At 66.2% G+C, this 22,322-nt stretch carries 18 protein-coding genes and 1 tRNA gene; 6 read left to right on the forward strand and 13 right to left on the reverse strand.

Annotated elements, in window-relative coordinates:
- Positions 1 to 3: 3 nt before the first annotated feature.
- Positions 4 to 1,194 carry an SPOR domain-containing protein gene (locus tag SALA_RS09675; protein WP_011542194.1) on the reverse strand — a complete coding sequence of 397 codons (1,191 nt, stop codon included), beginning with the start codon at positions 1,192 to 1,194 and terminating at the stop codon, positions 4 to 6.
- Between the two features lie 258 nt (positions 1,195 to 1,452).
- Between SALA_RS09675 and SALA_RS09680 the strand changes: the two genes are divergently transcribed.
- From SALA_RS09680 to SALA_RS09700, 5 genes are all read left to right on the forward strand, one after another.
- Positions 1,453 to 2,175, forward strand: coding sequence for a ParA family protein (locus SALA_RS09680; RefSeq protein WP_011542195.1), 723 nt, complete (start codon positions 1,453 to 1,455; stop codon positions 2,173 to 2,175).
- A 17-nt stretch (positions 2,176 to 2,192) separates the two neighbouring features.
- Positions 2,193 to 2,855 carry a hypothetical protein gene (locus tag SALA_RS09685; protein WP_011542196.1) on the forward strand — a complete coding sequence of 221 codons (663 nt, stop codon included), beginning with the start codon at positions 2,193 to 2,195 and terminating at the stop codon, positions 2,853 to 2,855.
- Between the two features lie 22 nt (positions 2,856 to 2,877).
- Complete coding sequence (locus SALA_RS09690; protein WP_011542197.1) at positions 2,878 to 4,281, forward strand: SPOR domain-containing protein; 1,404 nt, start codon at positions 2,878 to 2,880, stop codon at positions 4,279 to 4,281.
- A 157-nt stretch (positions 4,282 to 4,438) separates the two neighbouring features.
- Complete coding sequence (locus SALA_RS09695) at positions 4,439 to 5,476, forward strand: hypothetical protein (protein ID WP_011542198.1); 1,038 nt, start codon at positions 4,439 to 4,441, stop codon at positions 5,474 to 5,476.
- Between the two features lie 11 nt (positions 5,477 to 5,487).
- The gene (locus SALA_RS09700) at positions 5,488 to 6,144 is read left to right on the forward strand and encodes a Fe2+-dependent dioxygenase (protein ID WP_011542199.1); all 657 of its coding nucleotides are present in this window, start codon (positions 5,488 to 5,490) and stop codon (positions 6,142 to 6,144) included.
- 3 nt (positions 6,145 to 6,147) lie between these two features.
- Here SALA_RS09700 and folE read toward each other — a convergent pair whose 3' ends face one another.
- Positions 6,148 to 6,750, reverse strand: a complete 603-nt coding sequence (gene folE, locus SALA_RS09705; RefSeq protein ID WP_011542200.1) for a GTP cyclohydrolase I FolE — start codon at positions 6,748 to 6,750, stop codon at positions 6,148 to 6,150.
- Between the two features lie 434 nt (positions 6,751 to 7,184).
- Here folE and SALA_RS09710 point away from each other — a divergent pair, with 434 nt between their 5' ends.
- The gene (locus SALA_RS09710) at positions 7,185 to 10,094 is read left to right on the forward strand and encodes a TonB-dependent receptor (protein ID WP_011542201.1); all 2,910 of its coding nucleotides are present in this window, start codon (positions 7,185 to 7,187) and stop codon (positions 10,092 to 10,094) included.
- A gap of 141 nt (positions 10,095 to 10,235) precedes the next feature.
- Here the strand turns inward: SALA_RS09710 and SALA_RS09715 are convergent, their stop codons facing one another.
- The 11 genes from SALA_RS09715 to SALA_RS09765 form a co-directional block, all read right to left on the reverse strand.
- A complete protein-coding gene (locus SALA_RS09715; RefSeq protein ID WP_011542202.1) occupies positions 10,236 to 12,824 on the reverse strand; it encodes a TonB-dependent receptor in 2,589 nt (862 codons plus the stop codon).
- Positions 12,825 to 13,047: 223 nt separating this feature from the next.
- Positions 13,048 to 13,123 (reverse strand) — tRNA-Phe (locus SALA_RS09720).
- A gap of 85 nt (positions 13,124 to 13,208) precedes the next feature.
- Entirely contained in the window at positions 13,209 to 13,391 is a 183-nt protein-coding gene (locus SALA_RS09725; protein WP_041383227.1) for a DNA gyrase inhibitor YacG, read from the reverse strand.
- Positions 13,381 to 14,373, reverse strand: a complete 993-nt coding sequence (locus tag SALA_RS09730; RefSeq protein ID WP_011542203.1) for a ribonuclease — start codon at positions 14,371 to 14,373, stop codon at positions 13,381 to 13,383. Before SALA_RS09730 ends, SALA_RS09725 begins: the two co-directional genes overlap by 11 nt.
- Positions 14,366 to 14,938: a Maf family protein gene (locus SALA_RS09735; RefSeq protein ID WP_011542204.1), complete on the reverse strand. Its 573-nt coding sequence runs from the start codon at positions 14,936 to 14,938 to the stop codon at positions 14,366 to 14,368. The genes SALA_RS09730 and SALA_RS09735 overlap by 8 nt, the downstream gene beginning before the upstream one ends.
- Positions 14,939 to 14,952: 14 nt before the next feature.
- Positions 14,953 to 15,171, reverse strand: coding sequence for a translation initiation factor IF-1 (gene infA / locus SALA_RS09740; RefSeq protein ID WP_010162480.1), 219 nt, complete (start codon positions 15,169 to 15,171; stop codon positions 14,953 to 14,955).
- Between the two features lie 72 nt (positions 15,172 to 15,243).
- A complete protein-coding gene (locus tag SALA_RS09745) occupies positions 15,244 to 16,119 on the reverse strand; it encodes a transcriptional regulator (RefSeq protein WP_011542205.1) in 876 nt (291 codons plus the stop codon).
- Entirely contained in the window at positions 16,116 to 17,300 is a 1,185-nt protein-coding gene (locus tag SALA_RS09750; protein WP_011542206.1) for a GNAT family N-acetyltransferase, read from the reverse strand. Before SALA_RS09750 ends, SALA_RS09745 begins: the two co-directional genes overlap by 4 nt.
- Positions 17,301 to 17,681: 381 nt before the next feature.
- Positions 17,682 to 19,577: an XrtA/PEP-CTERM system amidotransferase gene (locus SALA_RS09755; protein ID WP_011542207.1), complete on the reverse strand. Its 1,896-nt coding sequence runs from the start codon at positions 19,575 to 19,577 to the stop codon at positions 17,682 to 17,684.
- A 9-nt stretch (positions 19,578 to 19,586) separates the two neighbouring features.
- Positions 19,587 to 21,065 carry an EpsI domain-containing exosortase gene (locus tag SALA_RS09760; RefSeq protein ID WP_011542208.1) on the reverse strand — a complete coding sequence of 493 codons (1,479 nt, stop codon included), beginning with the start codon at positions 21,063 to 21,065 and terminating at the stop codon, positions 19,587 to 19,589.
- Positions 21,062 to 22,267: a TIGR03087 family PEP-CTERM/XrtA system glycosyltransferase gene (locus tag SALA_RS09765; RefSeq protein WP_011542209.1), complete on the reverse strand. Its 1,206-nt coding sequence runs from the start codon at positions 22,265 to 22,267 to the stop codon at positions 21,062 to 21,064. Before SALA_RS09765 ends, SALA_RS09760 begins: the two co-directional genes overlap by 4 nt.
- Positions 22,268 to 22,322: the final 55 nt, after the last annotated feature.

Consider the following 22,322-nt stretch of genomic DNA (forward strand, 5'->3'; position numbering starts at 1 on the left):
CGCCTATCTGTCAACCACCAGACAGGCCTGACCATCCTTGCGCAACGACGCGCAGAATCTTTCGGCTTCGCCCTTGTTTGCGAAACCGCCAGCCTGCAGGCGGGTGAGCTTGCCGCTTTTGACCATATGCCGCTCGCGTCCCGCAACGGCAGGGTGCTTCTTTTCGAGCGCTGCCCACAGGCCACGGGCATTGGCTTCGACCCCAAAGGCTCCGAGCTGCGCGCGCCATGGGCTTGCAGTCGCGTCGTGGCCGGGGGGCGGTGCAGGAACGGAGCGGGCAGGTCCGGGAGCGGCCGGTGCCGCCTCTGGCCCGGCCGACGGCGGCGCATTGCTTTCGGGCGGCGCGGCATAGGTGGTGCCCGGCTGCCCGGTCGCAGCCATGGCCTCAGCGGTTGCCTCGACGGCAGCCGCCGCGGCAGCGCTCGCGACGGGTGAAGAGGCCGTCACGGGCTTGCTGCGAGGCGCGGGTGCCGGCTTCGTCGCGGCGATGACCGGCGGCGGGGTATAGCTCGTTCCCGGCGCCGAGGGCGGCAGGCTCGCGGTCTTGATCGGCGACGTCGGCGCGGGCTTCGGTGCGGCCGGCGCGGCTGCGCTGACCGCGGCAAGCCGCTCGCGCTGCTCGCTGCGCTCCATGTCGGGGATCATCGCGAGGCCGCGCTGGCGCTGGTCGAGCGGGATCAGATTGTCGAGCTGGGCGAGCCGTGCCGAAGCGATCGAGAGCCCGGCGTCGCTCGCGCGCTTGGTGAGCGCATAGGCCCGCGGCCAGTCGCGCTCCGCAAGGTCGCCGTTGAAATGCGCGGTGCCAAGAACATATTGCGCGCGCGGTTCGCCGCGCGCCGCCGACCTCGCGATCAAGGGCATCGCTTCCTCGCGCCGGTTCGCGGTGAACAGCACGAGGCCGAGATTGTCCTCCGCCTGCAAATGCCCCTGTTTGGCGGCGCGGCGATACCAAGCCTCCGCCTGCGCCAGATCGGCGGGAACGCCGCGGCCGAGCTTGTACGCCTGCCCCAGATTGAACTGCGCATCGGCATCGCCCGCGATCGCCAGCGGGCGCCATTCGGCAACGGCCGTCCGATAATCGCCCGCCTGCCATGCGTCGACGCCCTCCTTGACGTCGGCGCGCGCGGGCACCGCAAGCGTCGATATGCCGAGCAGCGGCAGGGCCAGCAAAACAATGGTGCGGAACGAAGGCATGATATTCTCCAATGACTTGCGCCGCATCCCGGCGGCCGCAGTCCCCGGAAAGCCCATAGCGTCAATTGGCTAACACGGCGTTAGCGGCAAATAGGGGCGCACCGAATCCGCACCACGATGGGACAGATCGGAATTAGCGGTCCGTTTACCATGATCGCAAACAACTCGTTCACGCTCTTTTTATCATCGTTAACTCAATTTTAGCGCCCTGCGTGGCATCCCTTCGCCGATTTGATGGATTTCCGAGGGGGTAACGCAGTGCGCGTATTGGCATTGGCTTCACAGAAGGGCGGGTCGGGCAAGACGACGCTGTCGGGGCACCTTGCGGTGCAGGCACAGCTTGCCGGCGCCGGTCCCGTCGTCCTCATCGACATCGACCCGCAGGGTTCGCTCGCCGACTGGTGGAACGAACGCGAAACCGACCTTCCCGCCTTTGCACAGACCACCGTTGCGCGGCTCGCGTCCGACCTTGAAATCCTGCGCCAGCAGGGCTTCAAGCTCGCGGTCATCGACACCCCGCCCGCGATCACCATGGCGATCCAGAGCGTCATTTCGGTCGCCGAGCTGATCGTCGTGCCGACGCGCCCCAGCCCGCACGACCTGCGCGCCGTCGGCGCTACCGTCGACCTGTGCGAACGCGCCGGCAAGCCGCTGGTATTCGTCGTCAACGCCGCGACCCCGAAAGCCAAGATTACCAGCGAAGCCGCCGTCGCCCTGTCGCAGCACGGCACCGTCGCCCCCGTCACGCTGCACCATCGCACCGACTATGCCGCCTCGATGATCGACGGCCGCACGGTGATGGAGGTCGATCCGAACGGCCGTTCGGCCGAAGAGATCCGCCAGCTGTGGACCTATATGAACGACCGGCTCGAAAAGAACTTCCGCCGCACCGTTTTCGCCGCGCCGCTGCCCCAACAGGGCAATTACGGCACGGTTCGCCCGATGGGCGGTGGTTTTGGCCGCCGCATCGCTGGCCAGTGACGGGAGGGACAGGAACCATGGGCGAACCGAAACCCCTCGCATCGCTGAGCGCCGGACTCCTGGCCCGCAAGGGCGGCGCACGCCCCGCCATGCGCCGCCAGCCGCTGGGCAGCGGCCCCGCCCCGATGGGCAGCATGGGCTATGACGACCTTGGCTGGAACGACATGGGTTATGATGTCGACCCCGACCAGTCGGGCGAACCCGCGCGGATGCTCGACCTCAAACCGCTGCTGACCGGATCGGTCCTCGCGCACAATGTCGAGGCCGAACACGCCGTCGACGAAAGTGAAGGCCATGATCTCGTCGCCGGGCCGCTCGATGCCGATCCGGGCGCCGGGGGTTTGATGGCCGAAGCAACCGAAGTGCCCGAGGTCGTGCGCCAGCAGGAATCGTTGATCGAGCGGGTCGCCGCGGTCGCGCGCAAGGTCGAGGCGCGTCCCGAATCGAGCGCAAAAAGGGAAAAGGCGCCGCGCACGCAGCGTGCCCGCGAAAAAGCGGCCTTCACGCTGCGTCTCGACGCCGAGCGCCATCTGCGCCTGCGCCTGGCCAGCGCGGTCACGAACCGGTCGTCGCAGATGATCCTGACCGACCTGCTCGACGATTATCTGGCGTCGTTGCCCGAAATCGACGCGATGGCGAGCCGCCTGCCCGCGGCGCGCCCGGCACGCGGGCAGCGCTAAACGACCTACAGGGGAAGCCGACATGAACCGCAAGATGTTGATGAACCTCGCTGTTTCGGGCTTCGTGCTCGGCGTGGCGACGGGATGCAGCGGCATGGGCAAGATGGCCGACGCGCCGTCGCGCGCCGCCGGAACGCCAGCGGTCGCGGCAAAGTCCGCCGACAAGGCGCGCGTCGCGCTCGAAGAGGGCAAACCAGGCAAGGCCGTTGCGCTGGCCGAAGCCGCCGTCGCGGCAAGCCCTCGCGACGCCGGCTATCGCGCGCTGCTGGGCCAGGCCTATCTCGGCGACGGCCGCTTCGCGTCGGCATCCGCCGCGCTCGCCGAGGCGATGGAACTCGGCGCTAACGACAGCAACACCATCCTCTCATTCGCGCTCGCCGAGATCGCGCAGGGACGCAACGGCGATGCCGTCGCGCTGCTCACCCGCCATCGCGACGCCGTGTCGGCGTCCGACCTTGGCCTCGCCCTCGCGCTCGCGGGGGACAGCGAAGGCTCGCTCTATGTGCTGGGGCAGGCCGCGCGCGCCGAAGGCGCCGACGCGCGGACGCGCCAGAATCTCGCGCTCGCGCTCGCGCTGTCGGGCCGCTGGGCACAGGCACGCATTGTCGCGTCGCAGGATCTGTCGCTCGCCAAGCTCGAAGGCCGGATGGCCGAATGGTCAAAGCTCGCCGAACAGCCGAACGCGCAGGTGCGCGTCGCCAGCCTGATCGGCACCAGCGCACAGCCCGACGCCGGAATGCCCGTGCGCCTCGCGCTTCGCAATTTCGCCGACATGCAGATGGCCGCCGCCGAACCCGCCAGCACCACGCCCGTCCAGGTGGCAAGCGCCGACCCGGCGCCGGTCGCGGACTATGCCCCGCCGCCGCCCATGCTCGCCGATGCCGGCAACAGCATTCGCAGCGTCGAACTCCCGATGCCCGAACGCACCGCCGCCGGCGTCGTGCCGGTCACCGAATTGCCGCAGCCGGCGCCCGCTGCCCAGATCATCCTCGCCGATGCCACCCCTTACCGCCACGCGCCGCGCGTCGCAGGCGAAGGTCATATCCGCCCGGCACAGAAACAGGCGCTCGAACTCGCGACGGTCATGGTGCCCAAGGCGATGGGTTTCGACGCCAGAAAGCCCGATGGTTGGGCGGTGCAGCTCGGCGCCTATGACAGCCTGGCGATCGCCAAGGAAAAATGGGGTACGCTCAAAAAACGCAACGCCATACTCGGCGGCTTCCCCGCCTCCAGTCATACTGCAACGATCAAGGGGCGGACCTTCTATCGCCTGACGGTCAACGGCCTCGCCTCGCGCGCCGACGCATCCAGCCTGTGCAACCAGCTCAGGACGCAGGGCCAGCCCTGCTTCATCCGCGCGATGGGCGGCAGCGAAAGCATCCAGTGGGCCGCCAAAGCCGGCCCGATGCGGCTCGCCTCGCGCTAGATCCGGCTTCCCGACTAATGGGGGGAGGGGCGCGACCGCAAGGCCGCGCCTCTCTGTTATCGTGCACATGCGGCTTTCGACTGGACTCCGGGCCAGGCCTATTGCTCCCACCGTCAAGGCTGGCTAATCGCCATGCGCTTTCCTATGGCTGGCAGGGATGACCGCCTTATCGCTTCCTGAACGCTTTGCCACCGACGCGGGCCTGCTTCCGCATATGGCCGACCTCGCGAACGACCGGATATTGATCGCGCAACTCGGCGAAGGTGATTATCGCAGCGCAAGCTTTCTCGACCAGCGCTTGCTCACCGACCGGATCGGGCGTGAATGGGTGCCGTGGACGACGCTGCCGGACCTTGGCTCCGCCGCGCCGCATCCGCATTTCATCTTTCACATCGGCCATGTCGGTTCGACGCTCGTTTCACGCCTGATTGCCGAGATCGCCGACGTGCTGCCGCTGCGCGAACCGATGCTGCTGCGCACACTCGCGCAGGTTGCGGAACGTATCGAGCGTCCCGAATCTTTATGGTCACCCGCGCTCTACCGCGAGCGACTGCGCCAGGTCGGCGGCTGGCTGGGCCGGAGCTTCCGCCCAGGGCAGCAACCGATCGTCAAGGCGTCGAGCGTCATCACCGCAATCGCCGACGATTTGACCGCGAACGGAGGGCGCGTATTGTTTCTCCACGTCCCCCTGCCCCGCTATATCGAAACGATCCTGGCCGGCGATGCCTCGACGAAAGAGACGCTGGCGCAGGCCCCGGCGCGCATGGCGCGGCTCGCGGCGCTGTTTCCCGACCTGCCCTTTGCGTTATGGCAACTCCCGCCGGTCACGCGCATCGCGATGAGCTGGCTTTGCGAGATGGCGAGCGCGCAGCGTACGTTGCCGCCGACCAACCCGCGCTATGAATGGGCGGATTTCGAGACCCTCTTGGGCGATCCTGCTTCCGCACTCGCGGTTCAGGCGGGACATTTCGGCCTGTCGGTCGACGCCAGGCGGATCGATATGGCGCTTGCCGGTCCGATCATGCGTCAATACTCGAAGGCTCCCGAACACGGCTACAGCCCCGACCTGCGCCGCCAGCTTCAGGCCGAAGCGGCCGCCCGTCACGCCCCCGCTATCTCCGACGCGATCGACTGGGTTGAAGCGATGGCGGTGCGCTATAATAGCCTCGCCGACCTGCCGATCCACGGCTGTTAGGAAGATCGAAAATGTTCAAGCTTGTTCAGCTGCTCGGTGACAATGCGGTGCGCGCACTGCGCGATATCGCCGCAAGCGGCACCTTTGTAGACGGCAAGATCAGTAACCCGCATTCCAGGGTAAAGAATAACCTGCAACTGCACGACGCGGCGGCTTACGAACGCTCGTCGAAAATCCTGCTCGATGCGATGATCCAGAACGCTGATTTCATGGAGTTTTCCTTCCCCGCGCGCATCGCCCCGCCGCTGCTGACGCGATACACCCCTGGCATGCACTATGGGCTGCACCCCGATGCCGCCTATATCCCGCTGCCCGACGGCCAGCTTCGCACCGACGTCAGCTGTACCATCTTCCTCAGCGACCCCGCCGATTATGACGGCGGCGCGCTCCATGTGCAGCTCGGTAACGCCGATCTGCGCTTTAAGGAAGCGCCCGGCGTCGCAATCGTCTACCCATCGCATACGCTGCACGAGGTCGAACCGGTGACCCGCGGCGAGCGACTGGTCGCCATCACCTTTATCCAGAGCCTGATTCCCGACGTCCAACAGCGGAACCTCATGCACGAACTTAACGAGATCGCGGCGCTGGAGGGCGGCAAGATGGAGCCCGCAAACTACACGCGACTCCAAGCCGTCCAGTATCAGTTGCTCAGAATGTGGCGGCGCTGAGGATCAATAGCCCATCAAACCCAGCACTTCCTTCCGGCTGCGCTGGTCTTCGAGGAAACAGCCGAGCAGGCGGCTCGTTACCATGCCGACGCCGGGCGTGCGGACGCCGCGTCCGGTCATGCAGCCATGCTGCGCGTCGATTACCACCGCGACCCCGTGCGGCTGGAGATTGTCCCAGATGCACTGCGCGACTTCGGCGGTCAGCCGCTCCTGCACCTGAAGCCGCCGCGCATAGCCATTGAGAACGCGCGCGAGCTTGGAAATGCCGACGACGCGGTCCCTGGGCAGATAGGCGATCGACGCCTTGCCCGTGATCGGCGCCATATGATGTTCGCAATGCGACTGGAAGGGAATGTCGCGCAGCAGCACGACCTCGTCATAGCCGCCAACCTCCTCAAAGGTGCGCGAGAGGTGGATCGAAGGATCTTCGCCATAGCCCGAACAATATTCCTTCCACGCGCGCGCGACGCGGCGTGGCGTGTCGAGCAGGCCTTCGCGCGCAGGATCGTCGCCGGCCCATTCGATCAGCGTGCGCACGGCGTCCGCGACATGATCCGGAACGATCAGCTTGCCGTCCGGTCCCAAATCCTGTCCCAATTCGCTCATCGCCCCACTTTCACTGTTGCTATCATGTCGCACATTTCGGCGCGCGGCGGTCGATACGCAAGGCCCGTACACGAAGAATTTGTCGTCGACGATCAAGTTGACGTTGCGGAATCTTGACTTTTCACGACTTCCGGCAGGCGCAGTTTCGCGCCCTTTTTCCCGTTGAACAAGCCACTTGACGCTTTCGTCAACTCGGCGCACCCTTAGGCCATACAGAACTCGCTCAAGCGGGTCGTATTCCGGAGAGGCCGCGCGTTTTCCCCGACGCCGGCGGGAGAGGACGATGACCAGCACAGCTGGCAGGCGGGAATTGCAAGGGCACATGGCCGCACTGGTCGGCTGCCCTTTGCCATGTCTGGTCGTTTCCCCTCCCCTTACCACAATTTGACGTTGGGCGACCCCGCACTCGCGGGGTTGAAAAAGGGAGGCTGTAGATGAAGTTCAAGGCACTGATCGGAACGTCGATCCTTGCGATGGCGGTGGCGACACCGGCCTTTGCGCAGGATGCGGAGGAGGAAGTCGCGCGCGATGCGTTCGGCGGCGAAATCGTCGTCACCGCACAGCGCCAGTCGGAACGACTGCAGGATGTGCCGATCGCGGTCAGCGCCTTTTCGGCCGAGGCGCTGGAGGCGCAACAGATCGAGAATCCTTCCGATCTGCAACTGACGCTCCCGAACGTCACCTTCACCAAGACGAATTTCACCTCGTCGAGCTTTACCATCCGTGGCATCGGCGACCTTTGCGTTGGCGTGAGTTGCGACAGCGCGACGGCGATCCACCAGAATGAATCGCCGCTCATCGGCACGCGCCTGTTCGAAACCGAGTTTTTCGACCTCGAACGCATCGAGGTGCTGCGCGGCCCACAGGGCACGCTGTTCGGTCGCAACGCGACCTCGGGCGTCGTCAACGTCGTCACCGCCAAGCCCAACCTCGACGCCTTTGGCGCGGCGGGCGAGTTCGAATATGGCAATTACAACAGCATCAAGGCCAAGGGCATGGTCAACCTGCCCATCGGCGACACGCTGGGTGTGCGCATCGCGGGCTTTTACCTCAACCGCGACGGCTATACGAAAAACCTGTTCGACGACAGCCGCATCGACGACCGCGACATGTATGCGATCCGCGGATCGATCCGCTGGCAGCCGACCCCCGACACGACGCTCGACCTCATGGGCTATTATTTCCGCGAGGACGACAACCGCCTGCGCATCCAGAAACAATATTGCCAGCGCGATCCCACCGGCGTTCTGGGTTGTCTGAACAACCGCCGCGATCCGGGCGTGACCAACGCCAATTCGACCTTTGTGGGGGTTCTGACAAGCGCCGAGTTCCTCGCGATCCGCGGCATCCCGACGGCGTTCGCGCTGGGTAGTCTCTACGGCCCCGACGCGCTTTCGACCTTCGCCCCGATCGCCGATCCGCGCGTCGTCAACACCGATTTTACGCCGACCTATTTCTCCGACGAACTGCAATTGCAGGGGCGTCTTGAGCACAGCTTCGGGGCGATCAACGTCTCGCTCGCCGGCGTCTATCAGGAAGCGCGGGTCGACAGCAGCCAGGATTACAACCTGTCGATCCAGGATCGCAGCTTCTTCGCGCCGGCGCTCAACACGCTTGCGGCCGCGGGAGCGGGTCTGGTTCCCGGTCTGCCTGCATCCTTCTTCGCCCCGATCGCGCAGGCGCTGATCCCCAACGGACCGAATGGGGTGCTATGCACGTCGCTGGCCGAGGAATCGGGACTGGGTTCCTATGGCGGCCGATCGCTCTGCACCGCAACACCTCAGGATTTCGACCGCTCGAACCAGAAGAGCAACGCCTGGTCGGGCGAAATGATCGTCAGCTCCGACTTTGATGGCCCGTTCAACTTCCTGCTGGGCGGCATTTACGGCGAGTCGCACCTCACCGAAAACAGCTATTATGTGAACTCGTTCGGCATCGACTATCTGACCGGGATTCTCGGCACCTTCACCGCGCTGGGATCGGGAGGCACGATTCCGCCATCTTTCCTCGCAACGCCCTTTTTCCGTAACAATACCGACGATCTGAAGGTCAAATCCTACGGATTCTTCGGCGAGGGCTATTATGAGATCAACGACGCGATCAAGCTGACCGTCGGACTGCGCTACAACAACGACAAGAAACGGGTACAGGCACGCTCGACGCTGGCCAGCTTCCTCGTTCCTTTCGGCCAGACCGGCAGCGCCTTCGATTCGCCGTTCGTCGGCGCGTTCGACGCCGATCCGGGGCTTGCCGGCAACCAGCTTTTCCAGGTCCGAAAGGTCGGTTTCGACGAGGTCACCGGCCGCGCGGTGCTCGACTGGAAGATCACGCCCGACAATCTCGTTTATGCGAGCTATTCGCGCGGTTACAAGTCGGGCGGTATCAACCCGCCGCTGCAACCGGCCTTTGCGGTCGATGAGGCCTTCTCGCCCGAAATCGTCAACGCATTCGAAATCGGGTCGAAGAACCGCTTTGGCGCGCTGCAGATCAACGTCACGGGCTTCTATTACCAGTATAAGGATCTGCAACTCAGCCGCATCGTCGCGCGCACGTCGGTCAACGACAATGTCGATGCGAATATCTGGGGCCTTGAAGCCGAAGCGGTGATCACGCCCACACCCGACTTTGTCGTCAATATCGGCGCGAGCTATCTCAACACCGAAGTGTCGAGCGACAAGTTCCTCGGCAACCCGCGCGATCCGTCGGGCGGCCGGTCGGACGCGGTGATCATCAAGGATATCACCAACGGGTCGAACTGCGCGGTCGTTCCGACGACGGCGGGCAACGCCGCGGGCACGGCGGGTTATGTCAGCGCGATCAACGCCAGCCTTGGCCTTCAGGGGCCCGCTGGCTTCGGCCCGAACAGCGGCATCAATTCGCCGGGCGCCTTTGGCATCTGTTCGGTTCTTCAGGCCAATGCGGCGACCGTGGGCGCCCTGTTCGGCGGCATCGCGATCGAAAATGCCGGCGTGCCGGTCAACATCCGCGGCAACAAGCTGCCGCAGGCGCCGAATGTGAAGTTCAGCGCGGGCGTCCAGTACACGCACAACTTCGCCAACGACATGTCGCTGACGCCGCGCCTCGACGTCACCTATACCGGCGACAGCTATGGCAATATCTTCAACGGCCGGATCAACGAGATCAATGGCTATGCGCAGGTCAATGCGCAGATCCAGCTGAATGGTCCCGACAAGAAATGGTTCGTGAAGGCGTTTGTTTCGAACATCTTCGACAGCCAGCCCGTCACCGGCCTGTATGTCACCGACCAGTCGTCGGGCCTGTTCACCAATGTGTTCACGCTCGACCCGCGCCGCTACGGCATCTCTGCCGGGTTCAAGTTCTGATCCCGCGGCGCGCGTAAACAACGAACCCCGGCCCCCCACGCGAGAGGCCGGGGTTTCTTTTTGCCGCAGCTCAAAGAAAAGGGCCGGGCCATCATGCGACGGCCCGGCCCCTTCGTCGATCCCGAAGGATCGGCGCGTCGATCAGAACTTGGCGCGCAGCTTCACCCCATAGAGGCGCGGCGGCGCCGGATAGACGGCGAAGCTCGCGCTTTGTTCGGGGATCGGGAACGCCGTGATGTTGTAATATTTGTTGAACAGATTCTCGACGTAGAACTCGACCGCATAATTCTGGTCGGGTCCGAAGTTCAGCCCCGCCCGCGCATTGACGATCGTATAGCCGTCGTTGGTCGTGAACGGCACCGCGACCGGATCGTTGATCGTGTTTGCGTCGCTGTTCATGCGCCAGTCGACATGCAGCAGGCCGCCGACATTGCTGCTGAGCTGCGGGGTCCAGGTGACCGCGCCGGTGACGACATGCTTGGGCGAATTGGTGAGCGGCAGGCCATTGTCCGGCCCGGCGACCGGATCCTTCACCTCGGTATCGATATAGGAATAGCCGAGCATGATGTTGAGGTTCGGCGCGGGACGGATAATCGATTCCAGCTCGACGCCCTGCGCCACCACCTTGTCGAAGTTCTGGACGACGAAGTTGTTCCCCTCGAACGCCAGATTCTGATAGCCCTTGAGCTCGGTGTAGAAGGCGTTGGCGTTGAACTGGAACGCCGTGCTCAGGTCGGTCTTCACACCGAACTCGAACGAATCGACATCTTCATTCCCGAACTCGAGGTCCGACGCCTGCGCGCCGTTGCCACCGAGGAACGCGGTGTCGAACGAACCGCGGTCGAGGTTGTAGCCGCCCGATTTATAGCCGCGGTCATAACCGCCATAGACCATGACGCGCTCGTCGAGCTTGACCGACAGCTTGGCGGTTCCGGTCAGCTTGCTCTCGCTGCGCTTGTCGCGATAGATGCCGTTGAACTCGGGATTGACGACGGGATTGCAGACGAGGTTGAAGATCGCATTGCCAAGCCCCGACGGCAGACCCTGGAGCGCCTGACGATAGAGGCCGTAGCGTGTGCTCTGCAAGGTCGCGCAGCCCGGCAGGTTCGACTGCAGGTCGGCGTCCAGCTTCTTCGATTCATGATTGTAGCGCAGGCCAAGGGTCAGCGAGACATTGTCGTTGAAGTCGATGATATTGTGCGTGAACAGCGCAAAGGCTTGGGTATCGACGCGGTAACGGTCGCCGACCTGACCCTGCCCCGCCTGCGGCCCCGGAAGCGGCGTCAGGAAGGTGTCGAGCACGCCCGCCTGCGCCGCGGCGGCCGCGAGCTGCGGGTTCGACGCCAGCAGCACCTGGCCCACCAGCGGCGCATTGGGGATCGACTGGAAAATCTGGAAGCCCGTCGGACCGGGCACCGACGCATCGGTCAGCGCGTTGATGAAGGCATCGACATATTGCGCGCCCTGCGTGCCAAAGCGGGTGCGTTCGGTGTAGTTGAGCTTTTCGTTGAGATAGAAGCCGCCGATCAGCCAGTCGACATGATCGTCGAACGCCGTGCCCTTCAGGCGGATTTCCTGCGTGAAGTCGCGCATCCCGATCGGCATATTCTCGCGATAGGCGCGGTCGATGCCGGAGAAGTCGACATCCATGCCGCGCGTCGCCTTCCAGTCGCGCCACGCGGTGATCGACGTCAGCTCGACGCCGCCCAGATCCCAGTCAAGCTGGCCCGACACGCCCCATTCGCGCATTTTTTCGGTGAGGTCGCGCGCGGGCGAATAGGCGACTTCGCGATCCTTCGGATTGAAGGGCGTCACGATGCCCGTCAGGCCGTTCGCGGCGGCGAGCCCCTGGATGACCGCGCTCGCGGCAAAGGCCGGCGTGCCCGGCTGCGCAAAGCCCGAATTGGTGTTGAGCGCGCCGCAGCATTGTTCGTCGGTCCGGGCATAGTCGGCGATCAGGCGGAACGAGACATCGTCCTTTTCGAACAAGGCCTGTCCGCGCACCGACCAGCGGTCGAGATCGTTGAAACGGCGGTCGCTGTTGACGTCTTTGATATAGCCGTCGCGCTTGTGATAACCGCCGTCGAGCCGCACTGCGAGCGTTTCGGATACCGGCCCCGTGACGCCGGCCTTCAGCTCGATCTCGTCCAGATTGCCATAGCTCGCCTCGGCATAACCACCGAGGTTGAAGCTCGGTTTTTGCGTGATGATGTTGAGCGCGCCGGCCGAGGTGTTGCGACCGAACAGCGTGCCCTGCGGCCCGCGCAGCACCTCGACGCGGTCGATCGGCGGCAGGTCGGCCAGCGCAAGGCCTGCCCGCGCGCGAAAAACGCCATCGACAAAAACGCCGACCGAGGGTTCGAAGCCGGGGTTGTCGCCCGCGGTGCCGATACCGCGAATGCGCAGCACGACGCCGGTGGCCGTGGACTGGCCGGTCGTCGCCTGAAAGCTGGGCGCGATCTGGCGAAGCCCGCGAATGTCGCTGATGCCGGAGTTTTCCAGCTGCTCGCCGCCGACCACATTGACCGCGATCGGAATATCCTGCGACCGTTGCGCGCGACCGGTGGCGGTGACGATGATGTCATTGCCATAATCGGCGTCGTCAAACGTTTCCGTGCCGTCGTCGGTGGCGGCTGGCGTCGCGGGGGCCGTGTCCTGGGCAAAGGCGAGGGCGGGAGTGGTCGCGGCGCACAGCATGGTGGCGCCCAACAGGATGTTGCGCAAAGTCATGGCTTGGTTCTCTCTCTCCAAAACCGCCGCGGCGCAGCCAAAGGCTTGTCGGGAGATGCCCGGCGGTTGGTGGCCGGTCTAGCGCACCCCGGCTTCGCGTCAACGCGCGCGCGTGTAAAACCTCGGCTTTTCTGTCGATTAGTGACACAAAAGCAACAGTTTACGCTACGGAAGCCATCACTCTACGATCACGAGCATATGATCGATCGGGATGCCGGAAAGGTGGTGCCTGGGGACGGGATCGAACCGCCGACACTGCGATTTTCAGTCGCATGCTCTACCAACTGAGCTACCCAGGCGAGGCGCTTGCGGCCCGACGGCCGCGCTGGCGAGCGGCGGCTATAGGCAGGGCGTTGCGTCCTGTCCAGCACCTTTGTTGGCGAATTATCCGTCGTCGAAACGATCATCGTCGGCGGTGCCATCGGGCGCCTGCTGGGCCGGCACGCGATAATCCTCGCCGAACCAGCGGAGCAGATCGCGGTCGCGGCAACCGCGGCTGCAAAAGGGCTTGAAGGCGGGATCGCGCGGCTTGCCGCAGAGCGGACAGCGCGGGGATTTACTGGGCATGGCCGCCTCCTGTCGCCGCGGGGTCGGCGACCAGCCGGATCGGGCGTCCGCAGCGTTGTTCGAGCTGCGCGATCCAGCCTGGGCGCGCTGCGATATGGTCGATCACTGCGCCGCGCGCGGTCAGCGTCAACACGCCCGCCCCGACCGCGCGCTCCGCGCGCCGCAGCAGCAGCGCGGCGTCGGTCCGCACGGGATCGAGCCGCACCTGTTCGATCAGCGATGGCCGATCGCGGCGCCGGATGATCTGCATGAAACCAAATCCGTTGACCGCCGTGCGCTCGAAAGGCGGCGGCAGCGCGGCGTCGATCGCAGCGTCGATCGCCCGCCGTTCCGCGCGTCCCGGCAGCGACGGAAAATCGATGCCGATCGACCCGCCGATGCCGCAACAGCGGATAACCGCCGCCGCCTCGACCGCGCCTGTCTTGGCGAGCGCCAGCGCGTCACCCTCGCCATCGATGTCGATCAGCACCATCGCCGGGGTCGCATCGACCCACAGCGCGCCGCCCGCGAAGGGCCAGTGCCCCGTGCGTACACAATCGATCATCTCGCTCCACCCCGCCGCTTCGAGCCGGTCGGCGGCCGTCGGATGCAGCAGGTTCACCGGCACACCACTTGCCGCGATTCGAGCACGCAAATCGGGGCCATCGCCCGGCACGGCGCCCGGTTCGGCCATCCGCGCGCGCGCGGGCTTGTCGCGGCCGCGCTCGCAAAGCGCCATGCGGGTGATCTCGACGGCGATCCGCGCGCCTGTCGAGGTGCCGGGCGGGACGTCGCCGAGCGTCGCCGGCGGTTCGCCTGGCCAGTCGAGCGCGACCAGTGCGTCCCTGCCGCTCCGCCCCGCCTCGATCAACCTTGCGGCGACGACCGCACCGACGCGCGGCCCTTCATCGTCACGCTCGATCCGCGCCTCGACGATACGGCCATCCACGACCAGCGCCGCGCGCGCCTCGCCGATCCCGGCCTCGTAAAGCCACTCAGCCAAGCGGGATTCCCACGCTGCTCAAAAGCGCCCGCGTTTCGAACAACGGCAAGCCAACGACATTGGAATGGCTACCCGACAGGAAGCGGACAAAGGCCTCGGCGCGGCCCTGGATCGCATAGCCCCCGGCCTTTCCCATCCCCTCGCCACTCGCGACATAGGCGTCGATCTCGGCGGCCGACAGCGCCTTGAAGGCGACGATCGTATCGACCGCGCGCACACGGGCCTTGCCGTCGGTGCCGACGACGCACACACCCGACCAGACATGATGGCGACGGCCCGACAGCAAGCCGAGCATCCGCCGCAGGTCAGGCTCGTCGGCCGGTTTTTCAAGGATTCGGCGCCCGACCGAGACGGTGGTGTCGCCCGCGAGCACAACCTCGTCCGGCGCCCGCGCAACCGCCAGCGCCTTGCCGCGCGCAAGGCGGACGACATAGTCGCGCGGCAGCTCGCCCTTCAGCGGCGTCTCGTCGATTTCGGGAGCGGCAATACGCGCGGGCATGACGCCTATCCGCGCCAGCAATTCGCGCCGACGCGGCGAGGTCGAGGCAAGCACGAGGGCGGGCATGGTCGCCGCGCCGCTCACTTGAAGCGATAGGTGATCCGACCCTTGGTCAGGTCATAGGGCGTGAGTTCGACGAGCACTTCGTCGCCGACGAGCACGCGGATGCGGTTCTTGCGCATCTTGCCCGCGGTGTGGCCCAGAATCTCGTGGTCGTTTTCCAGTTTGACGCGAAACATCGCGTTGGGCAGCAGTTCGACCACCTGGCCGCGCATTTCCAGAAGTTCTTCTTTCGCCATCGATCCTCTATGGGCTCAAAATATCAGGATGCGCGCCCATAACCGCAATTCGGGCCAATTGAAAGCAATCTGTCACAGTCGCTCACCGACCAGCCGCAGCTTGCGGGCGATGCGCCAGCCCAGGCTCTTTGCCCGCGCATGGCGCGGCCAGCGCGGTGGCATGGCGGGGTCCAGCCCCATGCGGCGCAACGCGGCGTTGGCGGCATGCGCCTCGGCCTCGCGATAGCTCCATTCGCTGCGCCAGGTGATCGACAGCGAAATCGACGGTGCATCGCCATTGACGACGAAATGCGGCGCCATCACGGGCATCAGCACGGCATCGCCGGGGCCAAGCGGCACCTGCTGCTCGCCGCCGCGAAACGCCTCGTCCCACGGCAGGTTGCGATGCCCGCCGGTGTGATAGCGTTCATGTTCGATGCGGCGCGCAAAGCGTTCGTCGCCCGCGGGCCAGACATTCATCACCTTCGTGCCGCGCAGCTGGAGCAGGATATTATGTTCGGGGTCGAAGTGGAACGGCGTGATCGACCCCGGCGACGAGATGAAGATAAAGCCCTGCGGCGTCAGCATCGCCCCGGTGCGCGGCACCACCACCGATTCCAGCTCGCCGAGCAGGTCCATCAAGAGCGCGCGATAGTCGGGCATCGTCTCGATATTCTTGAGCACCGCCCAACTGCCGTTGGTGTCGATCGTGCGGATCGTCTCGCCAATCGACAGCCCGTTCGAGGGGACATCCTCGGGCCGGATGCCGACGGGCAGATTGCCGGGGTTATATTCGACCGCGCTCGCGGACAGCGTCTCGCCAAGCCGCGCCAGCGCCTCGATCGACAGCAGGGGATGGTCGGGCAGGTTGTGGTGGAGCAGCCCCGCCTGCGCCGGATAAAGCGTGGCCATGCTTGCCAGCGTTTCAGCCGGAAAGACGGGGCGGTTGATCGTCTGATGCACGGTCATGTCGGGCTTTCCACTTCATCGGCGTGCTGAGCGGCACCCTTCCAGCGCCGCCACATTCGCTCGGCGCGCATCAGCATCGCAAAACGCAGCCGGTCGGAGCGCCCTGTCAGCGGGACGTTGACCCAGACGAGCGCACGGCGTTCGCGCCAGACGCTGTCGATCATCGGATGGCCGGGCGCGGCGCAGCTGTCGACCCATTCGATGCGCGGGTCGTCGAGCAGGTCCAGATTCGCCTGTTGCAACAGGACGCCCGGCGAAAAGCGTGCATAATCCTCATCGAACGCGGTCTTGAACGAAAAGCCGCCGGGCGGGCACAGGAAGTTGACGAGCATTGCCAGCGGGCGGCCATCGAGGTCGAGCGCGCGCATGTCGAGCCGCCCCGCCGCGGCGGCGGCGGGCACGATGGCGCGGAACCAGGCCTGGGTGTCGCTGTTACTCGCAAGCGCCGATCCCGCGCGCCCCTTCCAGCCGCGCGCCTCCAGGGCGAGGAAGGCGTCGATCCACGGACCCGGCGGATCGCCCGCCTGCCACCGGCGAAATTGCACCACACCCTCATCGGCGAGCCGGTTCGCCTGCCGCCTCAATTCCTTGCGCTTCTTCGCGCGCACCGCTGCGTCCCAATAGGCGGCGGGCGAGAGGTCGCTTGCGAGCAGCGCACGCTCCTCGCGGTGGACGACCACGGCCTCGCCACCACGCCCCCGCGCCGCATCGATCAGCGCGCGGTGGAGCGGCCCGTCCTCGGTCAATCGCGGCACATGCAGCAAGGTGCGCGCCCAGGGCGCCGCATCGCACCAGCCGAGCAGGATCGACCAGAACAGGCTTTCAAAACCTGCGCGCACCAGAGGCGCGCCGTGAAAATGATTGGGGTGCGCCCAGCCCACGGCGTGACGCAGCGGCAGGCGGCTGTAACGCGCCGCGGGTGCGAGCGGCATCACGCCGATCAGCGGCCCGTCCGCGCCGCCCTGCACGACGATAAGCCGCGCTTGGCGTTCGGGATCGAGCAGGTGCAGTGCCGATTGCAGGCACCAGCGTTCGGCAAAGGGATTGGGCTCGCTTGCCTCGCCCGCCAGCCCGTCCCACGCCGCCGCCAGCCCCTCCGACAGCGCCAGCGGATCGACCACGCGCACCGTCAGCGGCGCGGCGTCGATGCTGCTGACCGGAAAGGCAGGATGGACCGTCATCGGCGAGAGATTAGCAGCGAAGCGTTAAAATGGGGTGGCGATTTGAGCGGGGGGCGTGCCGCGCGAAGCCGAATGAGATGGTGGTATTCGACCAATTGCGGCCATAAAGCCCCTCCCCTTCAGGGGAGGGGTTGATTTCACCACCCCAAACCGGACATCCACAAAAAAACGCTGTCCTACATGCACCGCCTGTGCCAGCCTTCATCCCGGCGCTTTCAATATGTGGACAAAAGCGATCGCCGCCCGGCCAGCAGGCGTGCGCAGCAGGCGGGCGCGCATGTCCGGCAGGCGCGGCAAGCTGCTTGACGCACAAGGCTGACCTTTACTGACCTTTGGCCAAAACGACTGACGGCCCCGACCTTCCAAGCGGACGCACCGGGATCAGATCCCGAACAGCTTCGCCAGCGACTTTTCCAGCATGAAAAATTGCCAGATCAACCGCCCATGGTCGCGGCGGCCCGACTGGTGCGCGGCGACGATCCGCTCGATCTCGGCCATGTCGAACCAGCCGCTCCGGGCAAGCGTAGACGAGGTTGCCAGCGCCTTCGCCTGCTGGGCGAGCGCGCCGCGGAACCAGGCCGACACTGGCGTCACGAACCCCATCTTGGGCCGATAGAGGATGTCGTGCGGCAGATAGCGTTCCATCGCCTGCTTCAATAGCGCCTTGCCCGTGCCGCCCTTGACCCGCATCGACGCGGGCAGGCTCGCGGCGAACTCGACGAGCCGGTAATCGAGCAAAGGCTCGCGCGCCTCCAGGCTGACCGCCATGCTCATCCGGTCGGTCTTGGTCAAAATGTCGCCGGGCAGCCAGATTTTGAGGTCGGCATATTGCGCGCGGTCGAGCGGTTCGCGCGCGGGCGCCTCCGCCATCGCCTTCCAGTATCGCCCCTCGGCGACATGATCGCCCAGCCCGCGGATCGCTGCATCGTTGAACAGCCGCGCGCGCTGCACCGGTCCCGTCACCCCGACCGCCTCGGCATAACCCTCCGCGCCGCTCTTCGACAGGCTGGCGAGCGTTGCACGCGCGCGGAGCGGACGCGGCGCCCAGTCCATCTGCGGCCAGACATGCGATAGCGGGCCCAGCACACCGCGGCGCAGGAAACCGGGGATCAGCCCGCGCAGCTTTTCTTCCTGATGCTGGAACACCAGCCGCCGATAGCCCGCAAACGCCTCGTCGGCGCCGTCGCCCGACAAAGCCACCGTCACCTCCTCGCGCGCCAGCTCGCACACCCGGTACGTCGGCAGCGCGCTCGCGTCGGCAAAGGGTTCGTCGAACATGTCGGCGATCCGGTCGATCAGCGCGAAATCGCCCGCCGCCACCGTGCGCGTGCGGTGATCGGTCGCGAAGCGCTCGGCGATTTGCTGCGCATAGGCCGTCTCGTCGAGCGCCGCTTGGTCGAACCCGATCGTGCAGGTCTTGACCGCCTTCGCGCTCGCCTCGGCCATCAGCGCGACGACCGCGCTCGAATCGACCCCGCCCGACAGAAAGGCGCCCAAGGGCACGTCGGCGACCATGCGGTCGGTCACGGCGGCGCGCATCAGATAAACCAGATGTTCGGCCGCCTCGCCCTCGCTCGCCTTGATCCGCCGCGAAAAATCGGGCGCCCACCAGCAGGTCGGCGCGGGCACGCCCTTGCCGCGTTCGAGCATCAGATAATGCCCGGCGGGCAGCTTCTCGATCCCCGCAACGATGCAATTGTCGTCGGGGACATAGCCGAGCGCGAAGAAATCCTCGACCGCGGAGAAACTGGCTTCCTGCCGCAGCAGGGGATGGCGCAGCAACCCTTTCAGTTCCGACGCGAACGCCACCGATCCGTCCGCCAGCCGCGCATAGTGCAGCGGCTTCACCCCCAGCCGGTCGCGCGCGAGGAACAGGCAGCCGCGCGCATGGTCGTGGATCGCAAAGGCGAACATGCCGTTGAGCCGCGACAGGCATTCGGGCCCCCATTGCCGCCACGCCGCGATGATGACCTCGGTATCGCCGCTGGTGCGGAAACGGTGCCCGCGATCCTCGAGTTCGGCGCGCAGTTCGCGGAAGTTATAGATTTCGCCGTTGTAGGTGAGCGTCACCGCCTCATCGTCGCTCGCCATCGGCTGCGGGCTGCCCGCAATGTCGATGATCGAGAGGCGCAGGTGCGCCAGCCCGACGCCGGGCGCGGTCCATTCGCCCGACCCGTCGGGGCCGCGATGCTGCATCGGCTGGAGCATCGCGCGCAGCCGCGCCGGATCGACCGGTTTCGCGGTCTCAAGATGATAGATGCCCGCGATGCCGCACATGGGTCGGTCCTAGCGGCTTTTGAGCGCGCGGTCAGCCATCGCCCTGGCTCCGCCCGACGCGGAAACGAAATCCCTGATCGCATCGCGCCCGCCCTGCGCCGTCTCGCTCGACACGATCAGCGTCAGCGCGCGCGGGTCGCCGCCGGCAAGGCGCGCTTTCAGCCCCGCCAGCTTGGCCGAACGCGCGCTGCCCGTCACGTCGCCGCCGACGACATACCAGGTCGCGGCGTCGCGCAGCACCGGGCCGGGGTGCAGCAGGCGTTCGGTCTTGCCCCCATCGACGGCGGGCAGCGCCGCGCTCCACGCCCATCGGCTGTCGGGATCGACCGCGCCCTGCCCGAAGGCGACGACCTCGCGCCCCTCGGCCTGGCGCTCATAACCGCCGATCGCGACGGTCACGACCTGCCCCTTCGCGTTCGCAAAGTGCCGCAAAAGCCGCTGGTCGGCGCCGTCGAAGCGCGGCGTCCAGGGGATGCCGCCGACACGCGCTTCGCGCCAGCCCGGCGGCGCCTCGACCGCCATGGTGGGCGGCAACGGCGCGCTGCGCCCGGCGACGAGCAGACCCCATGCGGCGAACAGCAGCGGCAAGAGCAAGGCGGCGGGCAGCACCGCGCGGCCCGGCCCCGCAAAACGGATCGGCCCCTCCAGCCCACGCACATCCACGGCGGCGTCGTTCGCGGGCCGGTCGAACCAGCGCCGCGCCGCCAGCATCACGATCAGGATGACGAGGCCGAAGAAGATCCAGCCATAGACAATATGGTCGATCCCGCCCGCCGCCTCGATCCCCCAGACCTCGGCCGCGAGCATCGTCCCATAGGCGCGCAGCGCATTGGCCAGGATCGTCGTCGCGAGCGCGGCGACGACAAAGACGATCCGCCGCGTCCAGCTCTTGAAGCAAAGATGCGCCGCGAACGCGGCATAGGCGAGCATCGCGATCAGGAAATTGACTCCCGAACATTCCTCGGCCACCTCGAAAAAACCCGCGCGCGTGGTGATGAACACGCCCTGCATCTCGGCAGCGAAGCCCGACAGGTGGAGCAGCGCGACGCTGATATGTGCGGTAAAGGTCTGGAGCAGCGGCACCAGCTCCTCGCCGAAGGGAACGAGCAGCAGCGCATAGGCGAGCGGGAAGAGCAGCCCGCGCACCAGCTTTTCGCCGAGCGCGACGCCCACCGCGCCCTGGAGCATCAGCACGAGGCCGAGCTGGCGGAACAACGCCACCCCCGCCGCCTCGCCGACGAGCCAGACGCACCCCGCCCCCGTCATCCACAGCAACGCGGGCCACCAGAAGGTCGGCGCCAGCGGGCGCAACAGGTCGATCCGCTGCGCGACCAGCCAGCCGATCAGCGGCACCATCAGCAGGCAATGGGTAAAGGTCGAACTGTTCCACCAGATGCCCGCCATGTCGGCGGCGTCGCGCCAGAAGAGCGCGAGGATCACCGCCGCCAGCAAGGCCAGCGTGACCAGATGGCGCTGCCAGCGTGTCATGCGGGCAGCCCCAGCAATGCGCCAAGCGGCGCCATGCGCGCGTCCCAGCCATAGCGCGCGATCATCCGTGCGCGTGCCGCCTGTCCCATGTGCGCCGCCGCATCGCGATCGCCGAACAGCATGCACACCGCGTCGGCCATCGCCGCGGCATCATCCGCGACGAGCAGATGTTCGCCCGGCGCCGCGTCGATTCCCGTCGCCGCGGCGGCGCTCGCCACTACCGGTCGCGCCATCGCCATCGCCTCGAGCAATTTGTTCTGCACACCGCGCGCGAGCAGGAGCGGGGCCACCACCGCGTCGGCGGCGGCAAGCCACGGCCGCACGTCGGGCACTTCGCCGGTCACGATCACGCCGGGCTGCTTCGCGAGCGCGCGCACCTCCGCGCTCGGCGCGCGCCCGACGACCGCGAAGCGCGCCGCGGGGTGTCGCCGCCGGATCAGCGGCAAAATATCGGCGGCGAACCAGCGCGCCGCGTCGATATTGGGGCGATAGTCCATCTGCCCGGTGAACACCGCAAGCGGCCCGTCGCCATGACCCACCGGATCAAACGGCAGCGCCGGGTCGAAACGATCGGTGTCGATCCCGTTCCCGACCGCCAGCACCTTATCGGCCGCCAACCCGCTCTTTTGCCGAAAGAGCGCCGCTTCGGCCTCGCTGACGAACAGGCTGGCGGCGACGCGCCGCGCGATCCCGACCTCATAGGCGCCGAGCACCCGCGCCTCGCGCCGATGCACCCAGTTGAGCGGCTGGCGCCTGTCCTGCTTGGCGTAGGCGCCGAACTTGGCCGAATCGACGTCGACGAAATCCATCAGCACCGGGCCGTCGAACCGGGCGGGCAGATATTGCGCCATCTGCCCCGAAAAGGCGACGATATGGCTGATGTCGCCCCGCCCGATCAGCGCATCGACCTGACGCGCCAGGGCCTTGCTCCGAAACAGGTGGATCGACACCGGCTCACGGCGCAGCACGGCCTCTGCCAAGGCGATCGGACGCGACACCCGGCGCCCTTCGATCGCCAGGCTCTTGCAAAGCGGCGCCAGTTTCGCGCGCGCAAGTGCGGCATCGGCATCATTATCGGCGAGCGCCGCCACATGCACCGGCGCCAGTTTCGCCAGCGCCTCGAACATATGCCAGCTGCGGATGCGGTCGCCGCGGTCGGGCGGCCACGGCGCGCGATGCACGAGGAACAGGATTTCAGGCATCGCCCCCTACTCCATCATTGTGAGGAGCCGAAGGCGACGCGGCAATCTCCAGCCA

Origin of the sequence: Sphingopyxis alaskensis RB2256 (assembly GCF_000013985.1) — a bacterium.
In the GTDB taxonomy this organism is placed as follows: Bacteria; Pseudomonadota; Alphaproteobacteria; order Sphingomonadales; family Sphingomonadaceae; genus Sphingopyxis; species Sphingopyxis alaskensis.